Source organism: Flavobacteriales bacterium (assembly GCA_016715895.1).
Lineage (GTDB): Bacteria > Bacteroidota > Bacteroidia > Flavobacteriales_F > PHOS-HE28 > PHOS-HE28.
Window position 1 is genome coordinate 1,666,919 of the sequence record JADJXH010000003.1, and the last position, 21,599, is coordinate 1,688,517.

A 21,599-nucleotide genomic window follows, 5' to 3' on the forward strand; every position below is an offset into this window, starting at 1 on the left:
CTTGGCTGGTGGTGCTGAGCAGCCAAGTGCAGGTGGGCAACCTTGTTTACAGTTCGGTGGTCGGTGGACTGATCCTGAATGCAGATGGCTTTGCGGAGGATACGACGCTCGTTTTCCGGGCGGACTATGCCACGTATCCCGGCTGGGCGAATGCTGCCGCCCAGCGCCAAGGCGGTGGCGTAGTGGTGGGTGGAAGCAGCAAGGACTCGCTGAACACGGACCGGCCCGTGCTGTACCTCTTCAACGAGATGGGGCAGTTGGACACGATGTACAGCTATGGCATTGCCGGGGAGGACTGGATAGGCCGTTGCGGAAAACAAACCCCCGATGGCGGGTATGTGATCACAGGGGAGACCAACACCAACGGTACGAGCGTGGACGGCTTTCTGCTGAAGGTGGACAGCCTGGGGAACCTGGAGTGGGTGCAGACCTATGGGCTGCCGAACCGTACAGAGTATTTGACGACGGTGGACCTGGCGCCTGGGAACGGCTACTACCTAGGCGGCAAATTGCATGTCGGTGGAGGAAACTATGATCAATGGCTGCTTGGGGTGGATAGCACAGGCAATGAGGAGTGGCAGGAGACCTATGGTACCATCCACAATGATTACCCGAGTGCCCACGTGACCAGCTTAGCGGATGGTAATGTGGTGTTCGCGACCAGTTTCACGTTGAACGCTAACGAGGATCAAGTGCTGGCGCTGGTGAAGGTCGATCCGGATGGGACGACGCTGTGGACCAAGACGTATGACGGGGCCCAATTCAACAATGCGCTTTTCGCCGTGAAGGAGGTGAGCCCCGGTGGGGACCTGATCGCGGTGGGCCAGAGCTCCCTGCCCGGTCCGATGAACGGTGTGTTGCTACGCACAACGGCGCAGGGCGACAGCCTGTGGTTGCGGTACTACCATTACGCGGACAGCGTGTGGACGCTGGGGAAAGGGACCTTGCGCGACGTGATGCCCACCCCGGACGGCGGCTTCATCGCCGTGGGCACGGCCTATCCGAGCAGCAACAACCCGAACGATCCGCCGATCTACGGGCAGGACACGTGGGTGGTGAAGGTGGACAGCCTGGGTTGCCTGGAGCCGGGCTGCCACCTGATCACGGGCCTGGAGAGCCAGGTGACCACCTGGCGCGGTGCGCTGACGGTGGCGCCGAACCCGGCGAGCGGCGTGGCGCGGCTGGCGTGGGAACTGCCGGAGGGACTGGTCGGCAGTTGCCAGTTGTCCATGGTGAGTGCCGCGGGGCACTTGGTGGAAACGGTGCCGGTGGCGCTCGCCGAGAAGAACTATTCCCTGGATGTGTCGGGCTATCCGGCCGGGCTCTATCATGTGCACCTGGTGGTGGATGGGCGGTGGGTGAGCGGGGGGAGGATGGTGGTGTCTCCGCCGTAGCCCTGCGCGAAGACGGGACCAGGAAGGAAGAAGGAAGAAGGAACAAGGAGGAAGAACCAAGAAGGAAGATGGGGTGGCGACCTGACGGCAGCGGTGGATACGAACTCACGCAGAGAGGCAGAGGACGCTGAGCAATTCCAGTTCTCGTCACTGCAAGGCGCTGCGATGGACAGGCGGGTGGAGCGCCGTGGCAGTCTCCCTTGAGAGGGGATGGAGCACTTCCGGGGAGATCGCTTCAGCGGCAGAGCCCGCCTCGCGATGACGGTTTGTGGATGGGAGATCGCTCGGCCCGCAGCGCCGGGCTCGTGATCCTCACGCCGCCTTCGGCGCAAGCAGCCTGACCAGGGCCGCCACATGGGCCCAGAGCACGGCGGGCACGAGCACGGCGGGCAGCAGCACCCAGGGCACTGCGGTCACCAGCACGTTGGGTCGATCGAAGTTGATGCGCTGGATGCTGCTGGGGATGCTGAGCACCGCGGTGGTGACCACGATGGCGAGCAGCACCAGGCAGACGAGGTTCCAGCCGATGAGCACGGCGCGTGGCGGCGGCGTGGTGCTGCGCAGCCAGGCGAGCATGAGCACCGCGCTGATGCCGCTGAGGATGTCGAAGTTGAAGCCGCTGTAGGTCATGTCGCGGGGAAGCAGGCCGGCCTCATAGCCCTGGTGCAGCACCAGCTCCACCGGGATGCGCAGCACGTGGATGGCGGTGAGGGCGAAGAGCGGAATACCGCGCATCCAGCGACGTCCTACCGGAAGCGCGATGCACACGGCCAAGGCCAGCAGCACGGGAAGCAGCAGCGCGACCTGCGGTGGAGGGAAAGCGGTGGTGTTGGTGTAGACACCGCGTGAGGCGAGCACGGTGTGGACAGTGCCGAGCAGCACCACGACGGCGAGGAAGGTGACGCTGCGCGTGGCTTTGTAGCACCAGACGAGACACCACAGCACGGCAGCGGCGAACAGGACGGACGCGACGGTGGGCATAGGCCGAAGATGGAAAAAAGGGAGCTCCCGGCCGCACGCAGGGGACGCAGACCCAACGAGCAAGGCCTCAAGCCGCCGGCCACGGCCTTCCGGCCACAGGCCTCCAGCTGAATGATCTGAACCACTGATGGACACCGATGGACACGGATGCTCGCTGGCGCTCACCTCAAGCCCGAAGCCTCAAGCCTTCGGCCACCAGCCTCCAGCTTCCGGCCACGGGCCACCAGCTCAATGATCGGAACCACTGATGGACACCGATGGACACGGATGCTCGCTGGCGCTCACCTCAAGCCCGAAGCCTCAAGCCTTCGGCCACCAGCCTCCAGCTTCCGGCCACGGGCCACCAGCTCAATGATCGGAACCACTGATGGACACCGATGGACACGGATGCTCGCTGGCGCTCACCTCAAGCCCGAAGCCTCAAGCCTTCGGCCACCAGCCTCCAGCTTCCGGCCACGGGCCACCAGCTCAATGATCGGAACCACTGATGGACACCGATGGACACGGATGCTCGCTGGCGCTCGCCTCAAGCCCGAAGCCTCAAGCCGCCGGCCACGGGCTTCCGGCCACAGGCCTCCAGCTGAATGATCCTGAACCACTGATGGACACCGATGGACACGGATGCTCGTTGGCGCTCGCCTCAAGCCCGAAGCCTCAAGCCTTCGGCCACCAGCCTCCAGCTTCCGGCCACGGGCCACCAGCTCAATGATCGGAACCACTGATGGACACCGATGGACACGGATGCTCGCGGGCGCTCGCCTCAAGCCCGAAGCCTCAAGCCGCCGGCCACGGGCTTCCGGCCACAGGCCTCCAGCTGAATGATCTGAACCACTGATGGACACCGATGGACACGGATGCTCGCTGGCGCTCGCCGCAAGCCCGAAGCCTCAAGCCTCCGGCCACCAGCCTCCAGCTTCCGGCCACAGGCCACCAGCCTCCAGCCGCTCCTGCTTCGCCTGCCGAAGCCTTCGGCGAAGGCATGGCCCCTGCCCTCTTCCGCCTCCTTTTCTACCTTACCGCCCGCTCTTCACCCCTTAAACCACCCCCTGCATGGACTTCGCGCTTTGGAGCCTCGTGATCGGCTGGGCCTTTGTGCTCATCTGGGTACCCGCCACGCTGTACAGCCAGCGGAAGATCCACCCGAAGGCGCTCTTCGTGCTCTTCTTCGCCGAGCTGTGGGAGCGCTTCAGCTTCTACGGCATGCGGGCGCTGCTGGTGCTGTACCTCACCAAGGAGCTCTTCGACAAGATGGCCGCCGGTGAGGCCGACGCGCGGGCCTACGGCATCTATGGCGCCTACAACGCGCTGCTGTACGCCGCGCCGGTGATCGGCGGCATGCTGGCCGACCGGGCCATCGGCTTCCGCAAGGCCATCCTGACGGGCGGGGCCTTCATGGCGCTGGGCCAGTTCATCCTGGCGCTGTCGTCCGGCTCCACGGGATCGCTGCACAGCGAGAGCATCTTCTTCCTGGGCCTGGCGGCGCTGACGGTGGGCAACGGCCTGTTCAAGCCGAACATCAGCAGCTTCCTGGGCACCTTCTACGACCGCAACGACACGCGCAAGGACGGCGCCTACACGCTGTTCTACATGGGCATCAACATCGGGGCCTTCCTGGCGCCGCTCACCTGCGGCTACCTGGGGCAGCGCGTGGGCTGGCACTACGGCTTCTTCAGCGCCGGGCTGGGCATGCTGCTGGGCATGGTGGTCTTCTTCCTCAACTTCAAGCACCTGGAAGGCAAGGGCCACGCGCCCGAGTCCGGTGAGGCCTGGCGCTTCATGGGCATCAAGGCCTTTCCGATGACCATCATCGGCAGCTTGATCATCATCCCGATCTTCAGCTTCCTGATCAACAGCGAAGGCATCACCGACTGGCTGCTCTTCGGCGCCGGCTTCGCCTGCCTGGGCTACCTGCTGTACACGGCCTTCACGGCGGAGGACCGGGCGGAGGGCCAGCGGCTCTTCGTGTTCCTCATCCTCTTCTTCTTCCACATGATCTTCTGGGTGCTGTTCGAACAGGCCGGCGGCTCCATCAACATCCTCACGGACCGGTACGTGAACAGGGCCGGCATCGAGGCCTCGCAGTTCCAGTCGGTGAACGCGCTCTTCATCATGCTGCTGGCGCCGGTGTTCAACTGGCTGTGGGTGTGGCTGGCCAAGAACAAGCTGGAGCCGCGCACGCCGATGAAGTTCTTCTACGGCCTCATCCAGATGGCCATCGGCTACGGCATCATCGTGTGGGGTGTGAAAGTGGGCATCGCCAACGGGGCGGGCGCCACGGCCATCCCCATGGGCTTCCTGATCGGCATGTACCTGCTGCACACCACGGGCGAGCTGTTCCTGAGCCCGGTGGGCCTCAGCGTGGTCACCAAGCTCAGCCCCCAGAAGGTGGTGGGCTTCGTGATGGGCAGCTGGTTCCTCAGCATCGCCTTCGCGCACAAGGTGGCGGGCAAGCTGGGGCAGCTGATCGCCAGCAGCGCCACCGACGGGGCCGACCCCATCGCCGAGCTTACCGGCTTCATGGACGTGTACCTGCAGTGGGGCGTATACATCGTGCTGGGCTGCGCCGCCGTGCTGCTGGTGCTGACGCCCGCGATGAAGAAGTGGATGCACGGCATCAACTGAGCCTGCACGCATGAGCACCGTCGCCGTCACCGGCCGCAAGCACCCCAGCGGCCTGCCCTTCCTGTTCCTCACCGAGATGTGGGAGCGGTTCGGGTACTACCTGATGATCGGCATCTTCCAGCTGTACCTCACCGATCCGCTGAGCACGGGAGGGATGGCGATGGACCGCAAGGACGCGGCCGACATCTACGGGACCTTCATCGCCTTCGTGTTCCTGACGCCCTTCCTGGGCGGCCTCCTCGCCGACCGGGTGCTGGGCTACACGCGCAGCATCTTCCTGGGCGGCACGCTGATGGGGCTCGGTTACATCGGGCTGGCCCTGCCGGGGATGACGGCCTTCTACACCTCGCTGGCGCTGATCATCCTGGGCAACGGCTTCTTCAAGCCCAACATCAGCACCCTGCTGGGCAACCTGTACAACGACGACGCCTACCGGGCGCGCAAGGACAGCGGCTACAACATCTTCTACATGGGCATCAACGTGGGGGCGAGCATCTGCAACCTCTTCGCCGCCTACATGCGCAACCGCTACGGCTGGGGCGAGGCCTTCGCCACGGCGGGCGTGGGCATGTTCATCGGCCTCATCGTGTTCGCCATCGGGCTGAAGCACTACCGCCACGCCGACGTGAAGAAGCCCGCGCAGAAGGAGGACATGCCGCTCTCGCGCGTGTTCGCCACGGTGTTCCTGCCGGCCATCATCGTGGGCATCGGCGCGTGGACCATCCCCGGCAACGTGTTCGGCAGCGACAGCACGGACGCCTTCATCTTCGCCACCATCCCGGTGATCATCTTCTACGTGGGCCTGTGGATCCGGGCGAGCGTGGCGGACAAGGCGCCGCTGGCGGCCCTGCTGGCCATTTTCGCCGTCAGCATCATGTTCTGGGCGGTGTTCAAGCAGAACGGCACGGCCCTCACCACCTGGGCGCAGTTCTACACCGACCGCGAGATCCCCGCCGCCGTGCAGCCCGCCGCCGAGTCGCTCTACCTGGCCGAGCAGGTGGTGTACGCGGACGACTCGGTGACCGCCTACGACAACAGCTTCAAGGTGGTGAAGGTGGACGGCCGGGAGGTGAAGGAATGGGGACTGCCGGTGTACTTCAAGAACCTGCAGCCCGAACTGCGGCCGGCCGAGGGCGACACGGTGTACCTGTACAACACCGAGCTGTTCCAGAGCGTCAACCCCCTGTGGGTGATCCTGCTGACGCCGGTGGTGGTGGCCTTCTTCGCGGGGCTGAAGCGGCGCGGGCGCGAGCCCAACACCGCCACCAAGATCGCCTGGGGCCTGGCGGTGAGCGCGCTGAGCACGCTGGTGATGGTGGCCGCCGTGTACGTGTGCAACAACGGCGAAATGAAGGCCAGCGCCTGGTGGCTGGTGGCCTGCTACGGCGTGGTCACCATCGGCGAGCTCTTCCTGAGCCCCATGGGCCTGAGCCTGGTGAGCAAGGTGAGCCCCAAGCGCCTCACCGCGCTGATGATGGGCGGCTGGTTCCTCAGCACCAGCATCGGCAACAAGCTCAGCGGCATCCTGGCCACGTTGTGGGACGGCTACGCGCACAAGAGCAGCTTCTTCCTGGTGAACTTCGCCCTGCTGGGCGCCGCCGCCGTGGCCCTCTTCCTCATGCTCCGCTGGCTGAACAAGACCATCGCCGAACACTGAACCCATGTCGCAGAACCTGACGCTCGACCAGATCCGCACCTTCGAGGGCAAGTACCCCCGGCAGCTGTGGGCGCTCTTCTTCACCGAGATGTGGGAGCGCTTCTGCTTCTACGGCATGCGCGGCATGCTCACGGTGTTCATGGTGAGCCAGCTGATGCTGGACGACCGCACGGCCAACCTGCAGTACGGCGCCATCCAGGCCTTCGTGTACGCCTTCACCTTCATCGGCGGGGTGTTCGCCGACAAGGTCCTGGGCTTCCGCAAGTCGCTGCTGTGGGGCGCGCTGCTGATGATCGTGGGCGGGCTGGTGGTCGCCGTGTCGCCCACCGAGCTCTTCTACATCGGCATCTGCTTCAGCATCATCGGCACGGGCTTCTTCAAGCCCAACATCAGCACCATGGTGGGGCAGCTGTACCACGTCGACGACAGCCGCCGCGATGCGGGATTCAGCCTCTTCTACGCGGGCATCAACCTGGGCGCGCTGCTGGGCGGCATCCTGATGGTGTACGTGGGCAAGTACCACAGCTGGAGCTGGGCCTTCGCGCTGGTGGGCGTGGTGATGACCATCAGCCTCATCAACTTCCTGTACACCCAGCGCAGCCTGGGGCCCATCGGCCTGAGCCCGCTGCACCCGGACATGCCGGTGAACCGCCGCAAGATCTACGAGATCGCCACCTACATCGGCTCGCTGGTGGCCATCCCCTTCATCCTGCTGCTGGTGACCAACACGGCGTACACCGACCTGTTCATGTACCTCATCGGTCCGGCCACGCTGGTGTACCTGGGCTGGGAGATGCGGAAGTTCAGCGCGGCGGAGAACAAGCGGCTGCTGGCGGCGCTGGTCTTCATCCTGTTCTCGGTGCTGTTCTGGGCCTTCTTCGAGCAGAGCGGCGGCAGCCTCAGCCTGTTCGCGCTGAACAACCTGAAGCACAGCCTGCTGGGCATCCCCATGGACCCCAACGTGGTGAACAACAGCTCCAACTCGCTCTTCGTGATCGCCTTCGCGGCCCCGCTGGGCATCCTGTGGGTGTGGCTGGCCAAGCGGAAGCTGGAGCCCAACAGCGTGGTGAAGTTCGGCCTGGGCTTCCTGCTGCTGGCGCTGGCCTTCTACGTGTTCTACGCCACCATCTTCTTCGCCGATGCGGACGGGGTGACCTCGCTCGACCTCTTCACCCTGGGCTACTTCGTGATCACCTTCGGGGAGCTGTGCCTGAGCCCGATCGGCCTGTCGCTGATGACCAAGCTGTCGCCGCAGAGCGTGCAGGGGCTGATGATGGGCATGTGGTTCCTGGCCAGCGCCTACGGCCAGTACGTGGCGGGCCTGCTGGGCGCGGGCATGAGCGTGGTGGGCGAGGAGGCCACCAACATGGCCAAGCTCCAGAGCTACACCGACGGCTACCTGCAGCTGGGCCTCTACGCGCTGGTGGCCGGGGTGGTGCTCATCGCCATCAGCCCCGTGGTGCGCCGCCTGATGCGGGGCGTCCATTGACCCGTGACCCGATCCGGCATGATCTTCGCTTGCTGAACCGCACACGCTCCTCCATGCGCTCCCCCCTCCTCGCCCTCCTGGTGCCCGTCCTGATCCACGGCACGGTGTCCGCCCAGGGCACCACCACCACCGCCCCGGCCGGCCCCGCCATCAACTGGCTGAGCCTGGAACAGGCCCAGGCGGCCACCAAGAAGGTGCCCAAGCCCATCCTGGTGGACGTGTACACCAACTGGTGCGGCCCCTGCAAGATGCTGGCCAGCCGCACCTTCACCGACCCCAAGTTGGTGGAGTACGTCAACAGCCATTTCTACGCCGTGAAGTTCAACGCCGAGGGGGGCGACCCGGTGACCTTCAAGGGCCAGACCTTCAAGAACCCGCAGTACAACCCGGCGGCGGGCGGCGGCCGCAACGGCACGCACGAGCTCACCTACGCCATCGCCAACGTGGAGGGCCGCATCGCCTACCCCACGGTGGTGTACCTCAACGAGAACCTCGAGGTGATCGCCCCGGTGCAGGGCTACCTCACCCCCCAGCAGATCGAGCCGATCCTGAAGTACATCGGCGAAGGGGCCTACAAGAAGCAGGACTATCCGAGCTTCCAGACGGGCTTCACGGCGGGTTGGTAGGGGTGCCATGTGCCTCACACAGAGGCGCAGGGGGCGCTGAGGGATGAGCGGTCTCCGGCTTTATCACGGGTTCCTTGCCCGGCACCTTGGACTGACGCCCGCTGCGACGATCCCGACCGGGGCCGGACGCGCGGAGCAGAGGCAGGACCGGGATGCCCGACCTTCCTGCCCTGCCCATCCTGATCGGGTCGATGCGGTCTGCCGAGGACCTCGCCCGCGGGTTTCTCCGCAGGACCTGTCCCGCCTCAGCGGGATGACGCCGATGGTACCGATGCCCGGGTAAGTCGGGGACTCGGCATGCTTCCCCGCCGCAGGGCGGGAACCATCTGCGTCATCCGCGTCCTCTGTGGATCCCTATCCTGCCGAGGGGTGGAGACCCGATAGCCCAATGTCCGCCCGGATCAACGCCGGAGCAAGGCCGATCCCGTAGCTTCGAGGTGCATCCCGAGGCCTTCGTTCAGCGCTTGCGACCACATGCGTCCCATGGTCCGCCTCATGAGCCCGCGAATTTCCCTGACCGCTTCGATTTGGGTGGCAGCGAGCGTTGTTGCGCCGGCGCAGGAATGGCAGTGGATCAAGCGGTTCGGGGCATCCGGCAGCAATGACCATGCGCGCATCGCCAAGGACACCGTGGGGAACTACTATCTGGGTGGTTCGTTTGGGCCAATGGTCATCAACCAGGATACCGTTTGGGGCACCAATGTCCTACTGAAGCTCAACGGTACTGGAGAACCGCAATGGGTGCGGCGCCCGGAAAGGACAGGGAACGTCCTGTGTACAGGTTTCGCGGATGCGCCAGCACCTTTCGTCGCTGCCCATCCCTCCGGTACCGCCACCTACTTTGCTGGCGAGATCTGCGGTGAGTGGCTCTTCGGCACCCATGCGGTCAGCGAAATGGGCAGCAATGGTACCCAGCTCTTTTTAGCCCGGTATGATCAGAATGGCAATTGCACTTGGGTGAGAACGTTCGGTGGATCACAGGATGACCACGTCGCCAGCTTTGAGGGCACCCCGACCGACGAGCTGCTGCTGACCTACGCCGGGAGTGCGATGACCGTGGACGGGATCAATGTGCCCACCGGTGTCTCCATCCTGAAGTTCAACGCGGTGGGCGTGTGCCAGTGGGCCATAGAGGTGCCACCAGGAAGCGGGAGTTACAGCGCTGACATCGCCGCGGTTGAGGACGGCTTCTACCTGGCCAGCAGGGCGCTGCAGGGAGCCGGGCCCTTGCTCACCTTCGATTCGGTCAGCGTGGACGTGAGCGAACGAAGGTTCGTATTGGTCAAGTACAACTACGATGGCCATGCCATCTGGGGCAGGAGCCATGGAGAGAACATGGTGCACGACCCCAGCCCTTGGATGGGCACGATCACTGCGAACAACACCGGGGTGCTGCTATCCGGCTACATGAGTGCGGATACAGTGCTATTTGGTACCGACAGCCTCTTCGGTGCAAGTCAAATGTTCCTGATCCGGTTTGGGCCGGATGGGGATTACCTTTGGTCTCTGGTCAGTAGTACGTTGTTCGGCTACGACATTTGGGCGTCCGATATGACGATGGGCCATGCGGGAGACGCATATGTGCTTTGCCGTTTGACTCCACAGCAGCCGAGCACCAACGTGGATGTAGGAGGTTGTACGCGAATATTCGACCAGATCGACTATGATTCGATGTATCTGATCCACCTCGATACAGATGGTTCATGCATTCAAACGGTCCAAGCGCGCACGAATGGTTTTGGCCCCGGACCCGGTCCGGAGCACGGCAGTTGGTCCCTGGTGCTCGACGCGGCGGAGCAACCGGTGGTCTGCGGCCAGTTCCGGGGCACGGCGGTCTTCGGCAGCACCACCTTGTCCAGTGGACAGAACTTCTACGATGTGTATGTGGGCAAGCTGGACGCGTTGGATGGCATACCGCCCTGGGAAGTGGATGAACTGCTCCTCTACGCCAACCCCAACCAGGGCTCGTTCCGGATCAAGGTGCCCACCGGTCTGCGGAACGAAGTGGACCTCCTGTTGAGCGTCTTCGACAGCAGCGGCCGGCTGGTGCGTGCCCGGCAGCTGGACATGAGCGGCGGCGACCCCCGGATGGACGTATCCGGCGTGGCGCCCGGGCTGTACAAGGTGACCTTGAGCAAGGGTGACCGGGTCTACCACGGCAGCATGGTGGTGGAGTGAGCGGGACCGGATGCCCTGCGGCCTCCAGGGACCTGGACGGAGCGGTACGGCGCCCCATGGCATGTCTCCCGCCCGGATCAACGCCGGAACAATGCCGATCCCGTAGCTTCGAGGTGCAACCAGAGGCCTTCGTTCAGCGCTTGCGACCGCATGCTTCCCATGGTCCGCCTCATGAGCCCGCGAATTTCCCTGACCGCTTCGCTTTGGGTGGCAGCGAGCGTTGTTGCGCCAGCGCAGGAATGGCAGTGGGTCAAGCAGTTCGGGGCATCCGGCAGCAATGACCATGCGCGCATCGCCAAGGACACCGTGGGGAATTACTACCTGGGCTGTTCCATCGCTGGCCTGGTCGTTGGCCCGGATACGATCAATGGTCGCAATGCCTTCATGAAGTTGAACGGCAACGGAGAACCCCAATGGGGTGGGGCTGCCGAGTTCACCGGCAATAGCTATTGTTCGGACCTTGATGACGCGCCGGCACCCTTTGTAGCCGCACACCCGGCAGGAAGCGACGCCTACTTCGCCGGTGAGATCTGTGGTGAGTGGCTTTTTGGCAACCAGGTGGTGAACGAGTACGGCAATGGCACGCAGATCTTCCTGGCCCACTATGATGGGAACGGCGATTGCACGTGGGTCAAGATCTTTGGCGGCGCATTAAGCGACCACGTCGCCAGCTTTGAGGGCACCCCGACCGACGAGCTGCTGCTGACCTACGCCGGGAGTGCGATGACCGTGGACGGGATCAATGTGCCCACCGGTGTCTCCATCCTGAAGTTCAACGCGGTGGGCGTGTGCCAGTGGGCCATAGAGGTGCCACCAGGAAGCGGGAGTTACAGCGCTGACATCGCCGCGGTTGAGGACGGCTTCTACCTGGCCAGCAGGGCGCTGCAGGGAGCCGGGCCCTTGCTCACCTTCGATACGGTCAGCGTGGACGTGAGCGAACGAAGGTTCGTATTGGTCAAGTACAACTACGATGGCCATGCCATCTGGGGCAGGAGCCATGGAGAGAACATGGTGCACTACCCCGGGCCGTTGATGGGCAAGATCGCCGCGAACAGCACCGGGGTACTCCTGTCCGGTAGCATGTATGTGGATACGATCTACTTCGGCACGGACAGTCTGATCGGTGCAGGTGAACTGTTCATGATCCGGTTCGGTCCAGATGGGTCCTACCTGTGGTCCTTCACCAGTGACTCACCTTATGGTGATGTTTCGGTGGCCGATCTCGTCCTGGGCGATACGGGCGATGCGTATGCCCTGTGCCGACTGAAACCCATGCAACCTGCGACGATCGTGGATGTGGCCGGCTGTGCTCAGGAATTCGATTCCTACGACTACGATTCGATGTACCTGGTCCACCTCGATGAGGATGGAGATTGCATCCAGTCCGTCTTCGCACGAACGAACAGCTACGGCTCCGGGCCCGGTCCGGTGCGCGGCAGATGGTCGATGGTGCTGGACGCGGCGGAACAACCGGTGGTCTGCGGCCAGTTCCGGGGCACGGCGGTCTTCGGCAGCACCACCTTCTCCAGTGGACAGAACTTCTACGATGTGTATGTGGGCAAGCTGGACGCGTTGGATGGCATACCGCCCTGGGAAGTGGATGAACTGCTCCTCTACGCCAACCCCAACCAGGGCTCGTTCCGGATCAAGGTGCCCACCGGTCTGCGGAACGAAGTGGACCTCCTGTTGAGCGTCTTCGACAGCAGCGGCCGGCTGGTGCGTGCCCGGCAGCTGGACATGAGCAGCGGCGACCCCCGGATGGACGTATCCGGCGTGGCACCCGGGCTGTACAAGGTGACCTTGAGCAAGGGCGACCGGGTCTACCACGGCAGCATGGTGGTGGAGTGAGCGGGACCGGATGCCCTGCAGCCTGCAGGGACCTGGACCGAGCTGTACGGGACTCATGGCAGGTCCCCCGCCCCGCCGCTACCTTTCGCCCCCATCCATGCGGCGCCTCCTCCCCGTTCTGCTCCTCCTTGTACCGGTGCCGGTCCTGCGGGCCCAGATCGTGGCCAACTGGGACCCGAAGCCGTACGTGACCGACAGCGCGCTGGTGTTCCACGACGACCTGGACTTCTACCTGAACAGCTACAGCAAGCAGGAGATCAAGGGCATGCGACAGATGGTGAGCATCTGGCGGATGAACTTCGACAAGGTGATCCGGGCCACGATCGACGACATCCGCACGCACAGCGAAGGGGCCGGTGTGGCCACGCGGACGAAGGACTTCGAGCTGCCGGTGGCGCAGACCGGTGCGCGCTACCGCCTGAGCGACGACGCCGGCAAGGTGCGGGTGTTCATGTTCGGCAGCATCACCAACCCGCCGGCGCGCTTCCAGCTGCCCTTGTGGGATGCGCTCCAGCGCAAGTACGACAGCACGCAGGTGCGCCTGTTCATGATCTACGGCCGCGAGCTGCATCCCGGCGACCAGAAGAGCTACCGCGACTACCCGGCGCCCAAGAGCGAGAACGAGAAGCTGGCCTACGCGCAGGAGCTGGGCAACACCGTGAAGATCCCCGTGCTGGTGGACGGGCTGAACGACGCCGTGCTGGACAGCTACGGACGGGCGCCCAACGCGGCCTACATCATCGACCGGGACGGGAACCTGGTGTTCCGCGGCACCTGGGCGGACAGCCGCAAAGTGGAGTACATCGTGGACACGCTGCTGCGGTGGTATGCGGAGGGCAGGCCGAAGAAGTTCAGGGCGGAGTAAGCCACAAGCCGACAGCCTCCAGCCGCACGCTTCCGGCCTCCAGCCAACGGCCGCCAGCTTCAAGCCTCCAGCCGCCAGCCACCGGCCACCAGCCGCACGCTTCCGGCCTCAAGCCGCCAGCCGCCAGCTTCAAGCCTCCGGCTTCCGGCCACCCGCCTCCAATTCCCGGCCGATCGACTTTCCGCTTTCAGCTTTCCTCTTTCAGCTTTCCTCTTTCAGCTTTGAGCTTTAAACTTCGCTAGACCTTCACCTGTTTCCAGCGCCCGCGTTGGAAGACCACAGCGCTGAGGATGGCCAGGACGCTCTCGCAGATGGCCACCGAGGCGAACACCCCCAGCGGCCCGAGCCCGAAGGTGATCGCCAGCAGGTAGGCCATGGGGATCTCCATCGCCCAGAAGCAGATCACGTTGAGCCAGGTGGGCGTGAGGCTGTCGCCCGCCCCGTTCAGCGCCTGTGAAAGCACCATGCCGTAGCCGTAGAAGAAGTAGCCCAGGCTGATCACGCGCATGGCCAGGATCGAGTAGCCGTCGGCCTCCGGGCCCTGATCGAAGAAGGACACGATCCACGGCGCGGCGGCCCAGAAGAAGACGGTGACCAGCACCATGAACACCATGTTGTAGTGGCCGCAGAGCCAGGCGCTGCGCTGGGCGCGATCGGGCTGCCCGGCGCCGAGGTTCTGCCCTACGAGGGTGGCTGCGGCGTTCGCCATGCCCCAGGCCGGCAGCAGGGCGACGATGATGATGCGGACGGCCACGCCGTAACCGCCCACGGCCTCGGTGCCGAAGTCCGCCACGATGCGCACCAGGAAGACCCAGCTGAGGCTGGCGATGAGGAACTGGCCGACGCCCCCGAGCGAGACCTTCACAACGCCCATGATCACCTCACGCACCGGTCGCAGGTCGGGCAGGGTGACGGCCAGCGTGCCCTCGCGGCGGAAGAAGTTCCAGCACAGATAGAGCACCCCGCAACTGCGTCCGATGGTGGTGGCCACGGCGGCGCCCTGCACCCCGAGCTCCGGAAAGAAGCCGATGCCGAAGATGAACAGCGGGTCGAGGACGATGTTGATGCCGTTGGCAATGGCCAGCGTGCGCAGGGCGATGCCGGGGTTGCCCGCCCCCCTGAACACGGCGTTCAAGGCGAAGAGCAGGGTGACCACCAGGTTGCTGGCGAACATGAGCCGTGCGTAGGGGACCGCCACCACCAGCACATCCGGCGCGGCGCCCATCATCCGCAGCAGCGGCCCGGCGAACAGCACGGCGGGCACGGCCATCAACAGGCCGCACACGAGGGCGATGAGCAGGCTCTGTCCCGCCGCCGCGCGCGTGCCGTCGCGGTCCTTTTCGCCGGTGCGCCGCGCCACCACGGCGGTGATGCCCATGCCCAGCCCCCAGGCGATCGAGTACACCGGCACCATGCAGGTCTCCGTCAGCGTGATCGTGGCGGTGCCCAGCACGCCCAGCTTGCTCACGAAGTAGGTGTCCACCAGGGCGAAGAGCGCCTCCATGCCCATCTCCATGATCATGGGGATGCTGAGCAGCACGATGGCGCGGCGCACGCCCATGCTGGTGTAGTCCTGCTCCTCGCCACGCAGGCTTTCACGGATCAGGTCGAAAAGGCGGGCCATGGGACGGGCAAGGAGGCGGATGACGGGGCGGCGGCGGACGGCGTTGCCCGAAGGGCTGCGAAGCTAGGGGGAGTGGTGAGTGGCGAGTGGCGAGTGACACAGGACAGTGCTCCGGCCACTCGGCGCGCAGGCCTGCGCGCAGCACTCGCCACTCGGCGCGTTGGGCCTGCGCGCAGCCACTCGCTACTCGCCACTCGCCACTCACCACTCACGAAGGGTTGTTCATGATCGCCGCCGGAAACGCCTGGAAGCGCCCCGCGGGCCCGGGTAGTTTCGCCGCATGGTCCGCACCGTACTCCTTCCCGCCCTGTTGGTGGCCGCGCCGATGCTGGCGCAGACCGGTCTGCAACGCACGCTGAACGCCGACACGATGCCGAACCTCGTCCCCAACCCCGGCTTCGAGGAGACCAAGCGGCTGCAGTGCGCCTGGACGCAGGACGCCCGCAAGTTCAGCGAGGAGGTGATGGTGGGGTGGACGAGCCCGACGGAGACCACACCGGACCACTTCAGCCTGCAGAGCGACCCGGACTGCTGGAGCCACCCCGGCAAGCGCACCGGGGGACGTGCGCGTCCGCACGGCGGTGAGGCCATGGCGGGCATCAAGACCTGGGGCCGGGGCAACACGCCCACGCACTGGCACGAGTACCTGCAGATCGAGCTCACCGCGCCGCTGGAGGCCGGGGTGCGCTATGTGGCCGAGTGCTGGGTGATGCGCGCCAGCTTCAGCAACGAGGCGAGCAACAACATCGGCCTGCTGCTGGCGCCGGAACCGGTGAGCTCGCGCGACTGCCTGCCGCTGCACATCACCCCGTCGGTGAACGAGGACAAGCTGGTGAGGAAGAGCGGCTGGCACAAGGTGAGCGGCGTGATCGAGGCCACCGGCGGCGAGCGCTTCCTGCTCATCGGCAACTTCTACAGCGACGAGGCCACCCAGCATGAACGCTTCCCCGAGGGCGAGCGTGGCGCCTACTACTTCGTGGACGATGTGAACGTGCGGGTGGCGCCGCCGGGCAGCGCGCTGAGCCCCGAGCCGAAGGAGAGCGTGCCGCCGCCGCCGAAGGTGCGCGTGGCCGACCACGCCGGCACGGCCCAGGTGGAGCTGCCCCGCGTGGAGCCCGAGGTGGGCAAGAGCATCGTGCTGGACCACATCTTCTTCGACTTCGACAAGGCCGAGCTGAAGCCCGAGAGCCACGCCGAGCTGGAGAAGGTGGTGCACCTGCTCACCGACTACCCGCACATGCGGATCGAGATCGGCGCGCACACGGACGACCAGGGCAGCGAGGCCTACAACATCCGCCTGAGCAACGACCGTGCGAAGGCCGTGGTGGACCACCTGGTGAAGGAGAAGGTGGATGCCGCGCGCCTGAGCTGGAAGGGCTACGGCAAGAGCCGGCCCGTGGCGGACAATGCCACCGAGGAGGGCCGCGCGAAGAACCGCCGCGTGGAGTTCACCGTGCTGGAACGGTAGGTCGAGCCGAAAAAAGAGAAAGGGACCCGGAGGTCCCTCACCCTTCCCGCTTCGCAGCGGGCGTGGCACACGCCTACGCAGGCTCCTCCTTCAGGATCCGCTGCGCGATGTCGAGGATGCGCGTGTCGTCCAGCGACACCACGCCCCCGTCGGCGCCCGGCTCCAGGTGCACGCCCATGGGGCGGCCCTGCGGATGGCTGTAGCCCCCGAAATAGTTCCACACCGTCTCCACGTTCATGTCCAGCTCGCGGGCGATGCGGTGGATGCTGCCGTCGGGCAGCCGGTCCTTGATCCTGCGCAGTTCATTGAAGGTGATGTTCATGTCAGGACGGGTTTTGGTTGGGGACGCTGAAAGGTAATCCGAAGAAACCCGGATCCCAAACGGGGGCTGGCATGCCGTTGGCTTGCGGGCGCTACCTTTCCGAGCGCATGCCCCGCGCCGCCGCCATCGCCCTGCTCTTCGCCTGCGGGGCGGCCATTGCGCAGCGCACCGACCTCCGCACCTTCTCCCTGGAACAGGGGCTGCCCAGCGCCCGCATCAGCGCGGTGTGCGAAGACCCCGACGGCTTCCTCTGGGTGGCCACCGATGAAGGGGCGGCCCGGAGCGATGGCACACGGTTCCGCACCATCGGCCGCGCCGAAGGCCTGGCCAGCCAGCACGTCACCGCCCTGCATGGCGCGCCGGACGGACGCGTGTGGATCGGCATGCGCACGGGAGCGGTGGCCACCTGGGAGCGCGGCGCGGTGCGGCCTTGGGGCCCGCTGCCGGTGACCGGAGCGGTGCGCGCCTTCGCCACCGACGTGGAGGGCCACACCTGGGTCGCGTTGACCGGAGGGTTGGTGCGGCTTGGCGCAAGCGGTGCCGCCACCGCCGTACCGCTGCCCACGGGCCAGGCCCGGCTGAACGCCCTGGTGCGGATGCCCGGCGGTGGGCTTGTGGCCGGCACGGACAGCGGGCTGGTGGTGCAGCGCGACGGCCGATGGACGCTGGCCGGTGCCGAGGCGGAGCTGCCGGACCGCCGCATCACGGCCCTCTTTGCCGACAGCCTGGGTCTGGTGGTGGGCACCCCGTCCGGGTATCGCCTGCTGGACGCTGGCTTGAAGCGCCTCGACCCGGCGGAGAGCCCCACGCGCGGCGTGCCACTGCCGCTGCACGATCAGCGGATCCTCTGTGTGTTGCGCACGCGCACCGGCGACCTGTGGCTGGGCACGCCCGCCGGGATCGCCCATGTGAGCACCCGCAACGGTGTGCCCATCCTGCGCACCATCACCGAGCGCAACGGCCTGGGGCACGACCTGGTGCGCTGCCTGCACGAGGACCGCAGCGGCACGGTGTGGGCGGGCACGGCCTTCGGCGGGCTGTCGCAGTTCACCAGCGATGCCTTCCTGCACTTCACCGAACAGGACGGGCTGCGCTCGCAGATCGTGAGCGCCATCCACCGCAGCAGCACCAACGAACTGTGGCTCGGCTCGGTGGGCGGAGGGCTGGCGCGCTGGGATGCGCAGGGCCTGCGCCTGTTCGCCGAGCCCGAAGGTCTGGCCGACCCCTTCGTGCTGTGCATCACCGACGCACCGGGCGGAGCGCTCGTGGTGGGCACCGCCACGCAGGGCCTTTTCCGCCGGACGGGCGAACGCTTCGTGCGCGTGGCCGACGGTCCACCGGGACGCGTGAACGCCCTGCTGCATGACGATGAAGGGCGGCTTTGGGCGGGCACGGACCGCGGCCTCTGGGGCGACCCCGGCGATGGCCACCTGATGCATGTGGACGGTCCGCAGCCTGCGGTGACGGGCATCGCCTCTGGCGGTGATACGGTGTGGGTGAGCACGGCCGAAGGGCTCTTCCGCCTGCCCACGCGCCGTGTTCCCTGGCGCCTGGAGCCCGTGCCTGGTCCGCCCGTGGCGATGAGCAACGTGGTGCGCGACAGCAAGGGCAACCTGTGGATCGGCACCGAGGAGAACGGGCTGTACCGCGTGCATGGCACGCGTTGGGACAGCCTGTCCACCGCGGGCGGCATGGGCTCGCTTACGGGCCTGCGCTCGCCCACCGTGGAGCTGGTGCTGCTGGACGCCTACGAGAACGTGTGGGTGGGCACACGCCGCGGCATCGACCTGCTTCAGCTGGACATGCTGCAGGAGCAGGTGCTGGAGGTGGACCACTACGGCACGGAGGAGGGCTTCATCGGGGTGGAGACCTTCCGCAACGCGTGCCTGCTGGACCGCGACAGCACCCTGTGGTTCGGCACGGTACGCGGGGCCACGCGCTACGACCCACGGCGGGTGCGCGAGGACCCTGCGGAGCCACGCACGCACCTCACCGACCTGCTGCTCTTCTTCGAACGCACCGACTGGCGGCCGTGGTGCGACAGCCTTGGCGGCGACGGGCTGCCGCTGGGGCTTCGTCTTCCTCCGGACCGCAACCACCTCACCTTCGCCTTCACGGGCATCAGCCTGGCCTACCCCGAGAAGGTGCGCTACCGCTACATGCTGGAGGGCCACGATCCGGACTGGTCGCCCATCACCGCCACGGACCGGGTGACGTACAGCAACCTGCCGCCGGGCGAATACACCTTTCTGGTGCTGGCGCGCAATGCGAGCGGCATCTGGAACACGGGGCCGGTGCGCTTCGCCTTCACCATCCGGCCGCCGCTGTGGCGCACCTGGCCCTTCCTGGCCGGCTGCGCCGTGGTGCTCGCCCTGCTGCTGTGGGCCGTGGTGAAGCTGCGCGAACGCAGGCTGCTGCGCGAGCAGCATCGCCTGGAGCGCATGGTGGACGAGCGCACGCGCGAGCTGGCCGCCGAGAAGCACCGCAGCGAGGAACTGCTGTTGAACATCCTGCCGGAGGCCACCGCGAACGAACTGAAGGAGAAGGGCGAGGCCCAGGCCCGCTCACATGCCGCGTGCACGGTGCTGTTCAGCGACTTCCAAGGCTTCACGGAGATCAGTGGCGAGAGCGAGCCCACGGGCATCGTGGCCGACCTGGACCGTTTCTTCCGCGCCTTCGACCGCATCACCGACACGCACGGGCTGGAGAAGATCAAGACCATCGGCGATGCCTACATGTGCGCCGCCGGCGTGCCGGAGGCCAGCCCGACCCACGCGCTCGACGCCGTGCTCACCGCACTGGAGATGCTGGACGCGGTGGACCGCATCAACGCCGAACGCCTTCAGGAAGGCCGCGCTCCGTGGGCCATCCGCATCGGCCTGCACAGCGGCCCCCTGATCGCCGGCGTGGTGGGCGAGAAGAAGTTCGCCTATGACATCTGGGGCGATACGGTAAACCTCGCGAGCCGGCTGGAAGGCCTCAGCGAAGCGGGACGCATCAACATCAGCGCGGCCACCTATGCGCTCGTTCAGCGCTTCGTGGACGTCACCCCACGGGGTCCGCTCGCCGTGAAGGGCAAGGGCGAGGTGCAGATGTTCTTCGTGGACCGTTTGCAGACGGGCTGGAGCGCCGACGCGGCGGGCCGCATGCCCAATGCCGAACTGCTGGCCTGGCGCGCCGGTCACCTTGCCTCCGCGCCGGCATGAGCAGCGCGCTGGTCCGGATCGTTCCACCGGCCGCCCTGCTGCTGCTGGGCCCTGCACTGGTCAACGGCTATCCGCTGGTGTATGCCGACACGGGCACCTACCTCACCAGCGGCTTCCAGCTGGGCATCCCCGCGGACCGGCCCATCGGCTACGGGCTCTTCTGCCGCCTCTTCAGCGGCAACGGGCTCAGCCTGTGGGGCGTGGCGATCGCGCAGGCGCTGCTCACCGCGACGGTGCTCGCGCATGCCTGGCAGGTGGTGGTGGGCCGGCGGTGGGGCCTCTTCCTCGCCACCACGGCCGTGCTCAGCGCCACCACCGGTCTCGGCTGGACCACGGGGCGGTTGCTGCCGGATGTGTTCACGCCGTTGGCGATCGTGTCCACCGGGCTCCTGGTGCTCACGCGCCTGGCGTGGCCGTGGCGCCTGCTGCATGCCGCGGTGCTCGTGCTGGCTGGCGTCACCCACTTTTCCCATCTGGTGATCGTGCCCGCCACACTGGCGATCGCGTGGGGGCTTCACCTGCTGCTGCTTCGCACGCGCCCGCCGTTCATCGGGACCACCTTCGCCCTGGGCGCCGTGGTCCTGTCCGTGTTCGCGCTGGCGGCGAGCAACCGATGGGCCGGTCGCGGGTGGGAGCTCTCCCGCGGTACGCCGCTGTTCCTTCTGGGCCGTGTGGTGGATGCCGGCGCGCTGCCCGAAGCGCTCGCGCGACACTGCCCCACCACGCACTGGTCCATCTGCGAGGGGCCACCCCCGGCCGACAGCAGGACCCTGTTGTGGGGACCCGATGGTGCGGTGACGCGGGCGGGCGGATGGGACGCGTACCTGCCTGAAGCCCGGGCCATCAACGACGTGCTGCTGGAGGACGACGCGGTGCGCGCCGCGTTGTGGCGTTCCGCCTGGCGCGATGGATGGATGCAGCTCGGCCGCATCGGTCTGGACGAATTGCCGCAGCCGTGGTACCGCAAGCCGGTGAGCCCGCCCTACCTGGCGATCCAGCAATTCGTACCGCGCGAGCTTCCCGCCTACCTCGGCGCCCGGCAGCATGGCGAAGGCACGCTCGACCTGCGTGCGGTGAACGCGCTCCACATCCTGGTGCTCGGCCTGTCGGTGTTGCTGCTCGTGGCCTTGGCGATCCGCTCTCGCGCCGCAGAACCTCGGTTGCTGCTGCTCTTCACCTTGTTGGCCGTGCTCTTCGCCGCGTCCAGCTGCGCCATGCTCAGCCTGCCGGACCAGCGCTTTCTGGCGCGCGTGAGCGGTCTCCTCCCCTTCGCTGTCGTGATGGTGATGGCCGCGAAAGGCCGAAGCGCGGCGTAACCC

General features: G+C 66.1%; 14 protein-coding genes. 11 read left to right on the plus strand and 3 right to left on the minus strand.

Annotated features, from left to right (window positions below; genetic code table 11):
* Positions 1 to 11: 11 nt before the first annotated feature.
* Positions 12 to 1,394 (plus strand): hypothetical protein, encoded by a 1,383-nt coding sequence (locus tag IPM49_07325; protein MBK9274335.1) that lies wholly within the window; start codon positions 12 to 14, stop codon positions 1,392 to 1,394.
* 312 nt (positions 1,395 to 1,706) lie between these two features.
* Here IPM49_07325 and IPM49_07330 read toward each other — a convergent pair whose 3' ends face one another.
* Positions 1,707 to 2,375, minus strand: coding sequence for a hypothetical protein (locus IPM49_07330; protein MBK9274336.1), 669 nt, complete (start codon positions 2,373 to 2,375; stop codon positions 1,707 to 1,709).
* Between the two features lie 1,050 nt (positions 2,376 to 3,425).
* Here IPM49_07330 and IPM49_07335 point away from each other — a divergent pair.
* The 7 genes from IPM49_07335 to IPM49_07365 all read left to right on the plus strand — a co-directional run bounded on the left by IPM49_07335 (position 3,426) and on the right by IPM49_07365 (position 13,660).
* Complete coding sequence (locus IPM49_07335) at positions 3,426 to 4,997, plus strand: peptide MFS transporter (protein MBK9274337.1); 1,572 nt, start codon at positions 3,426 to 3,428, stop codon at positions 4,995 to 4,997.
* Between the two features lie 10 nt (positions 4,998 to 5,007).
* Positions 5,008 to 6,654 (plus strand): peptide MFS transporter, encoded by a 1,647-nt coding sequence (locus IPM49_07340; protein MBK9274338.1) that lies wholly within the window; start codon positions 5,008 to 5,010, stop codon positions 6,652 to 6,654.
* Between the two features lie 4 nt (positions 6,655 to 6,658).
* Positions 6,659 to 8,143, plus strand: a complete 1,485-nt coding sequence (locus IPM49_07345; protein ID MBK9274339.1) for a peptide MFS transporter — start codon at positions 6,659 to 6,661, stop codon at positions 8,141 to 8,143.
* Between the two features lie 53 nt (positions 8,144 to 8,196).
* A complete protein-coding gene (locus IPM49_07350) occupies positions 8,197 to 8,769 on the plus strand; it encodes a thioredoxin family protein (protein ID MBK9274340.1) in 573 nt (190 codons plus the stop codon).
* Positions 8,770 to 9,300: 531 nt separating this feature from the next.
* A complete protein-coding gene (locus IPM49_07355; GenBank protein ID MBK9274341.1) occupies positions 9,301 to 10,947 on the plus strand; it encodes a T9SS type A sorting domain-containing protein in 1,647 nt (548 codons plus the stop codon).
* 171 nt (positions 10,948 to 11,118) lie between these two features.
* Positions 11,119 to 12,795, plus strand: a complete 1,677-nt coding sequence (locus IPM49_07360) for a T9SS type A sorting domain-containing protein (GenBank protein ID MBK9274342.1) — start codon at positions 11,119 to 11,121, stop codon at positions 12,793 to 12,795.
* Between the two features lie 97 nt (positions 12,796 to 12,892).
* A complete protein-coding gene (locus tag IPM49_07365) occupies positions 12,893 to 13,660 on the plus strand; it encodes a hypothetical protein (protein MBK9274343.1) in 768 nt (255 codons plus the stop codon).
* Between the two features lie 238 nt (positions 13,661 to 13,898).
* Here the strand turns inward: IPM49_07365 and IPM49_07370 are convergent, their stop codons facing one another.
* The gene (locus tag IPM49_07370; GenBank protein MBK9274344.1) at positions 13,899 to 15,284 is read right to left on the minus strand and encodes an MATE family efflux transporter; all 1,386 of its coding nucleotides are present in this window, start codon (positions 15,282 to 15,284) and stop codon (positions 13,899 to 13,901) included.
* A 280-nt stretch (positions 15,285 to 15,564) separates the two neighbouring features.
* On the opposite strand from IPM49_07370, the gene IPM49_07375 reads away from it, so the two are divergent.
* Entirely contained in the window at positions 15,565 to 16,752 is a 1,188-nt protein-coding gene (locus IPM49_07375; protein MBK9274345.1) for an OmpA family protein, read from the plus strand.
* A 73-nt stretch (positions 16,753 to 16,825) separates the two neighbouring features.
* Here the strand turns inward: IPM49_07375 and IPM49_07380 are convergent, their stop codons facing one another.
* On the minus strand, positions 16,826 to 17,074 hold the full coding sequence (locus IPM49_07380) for a DNA-binding protein (GenBank protein MBK9274346.1): 249 nt from the start codon (positions 17,072 to 17,074) through the stop codon (positions 16,826 to 16,828).
* 107 nt (positions 17,075 to 17,181) lie between these two features.
* Here IPM49_07380 and IPM49_07385 point away from each other — a divergent pair, with 107 nt between their 5' ends.
* A complete protein-coding gene (locus IPM49_07385; protein ID MBK9274347.1) occupies positions 17,182 to 20,280 on the plus strand; it encodes a hypothetical protein in 3,099 nt (1,032 codons plus the stop codon).
* Entirely contained in the window at positions 20,277 to 21,596 is a 1,320-nt protein-coding gene (locus IPM49_07390; protein ID MBK9274348.1) for a hypothetical protein, read from the plus strand. The genes IPM49_07385 and IPM49_07390 overlap by 4 nt, the downstream gene beginning before the upstream one ends.
* Positions 21,597 to 21,599 lie beyond the last annotated feature (3 nt).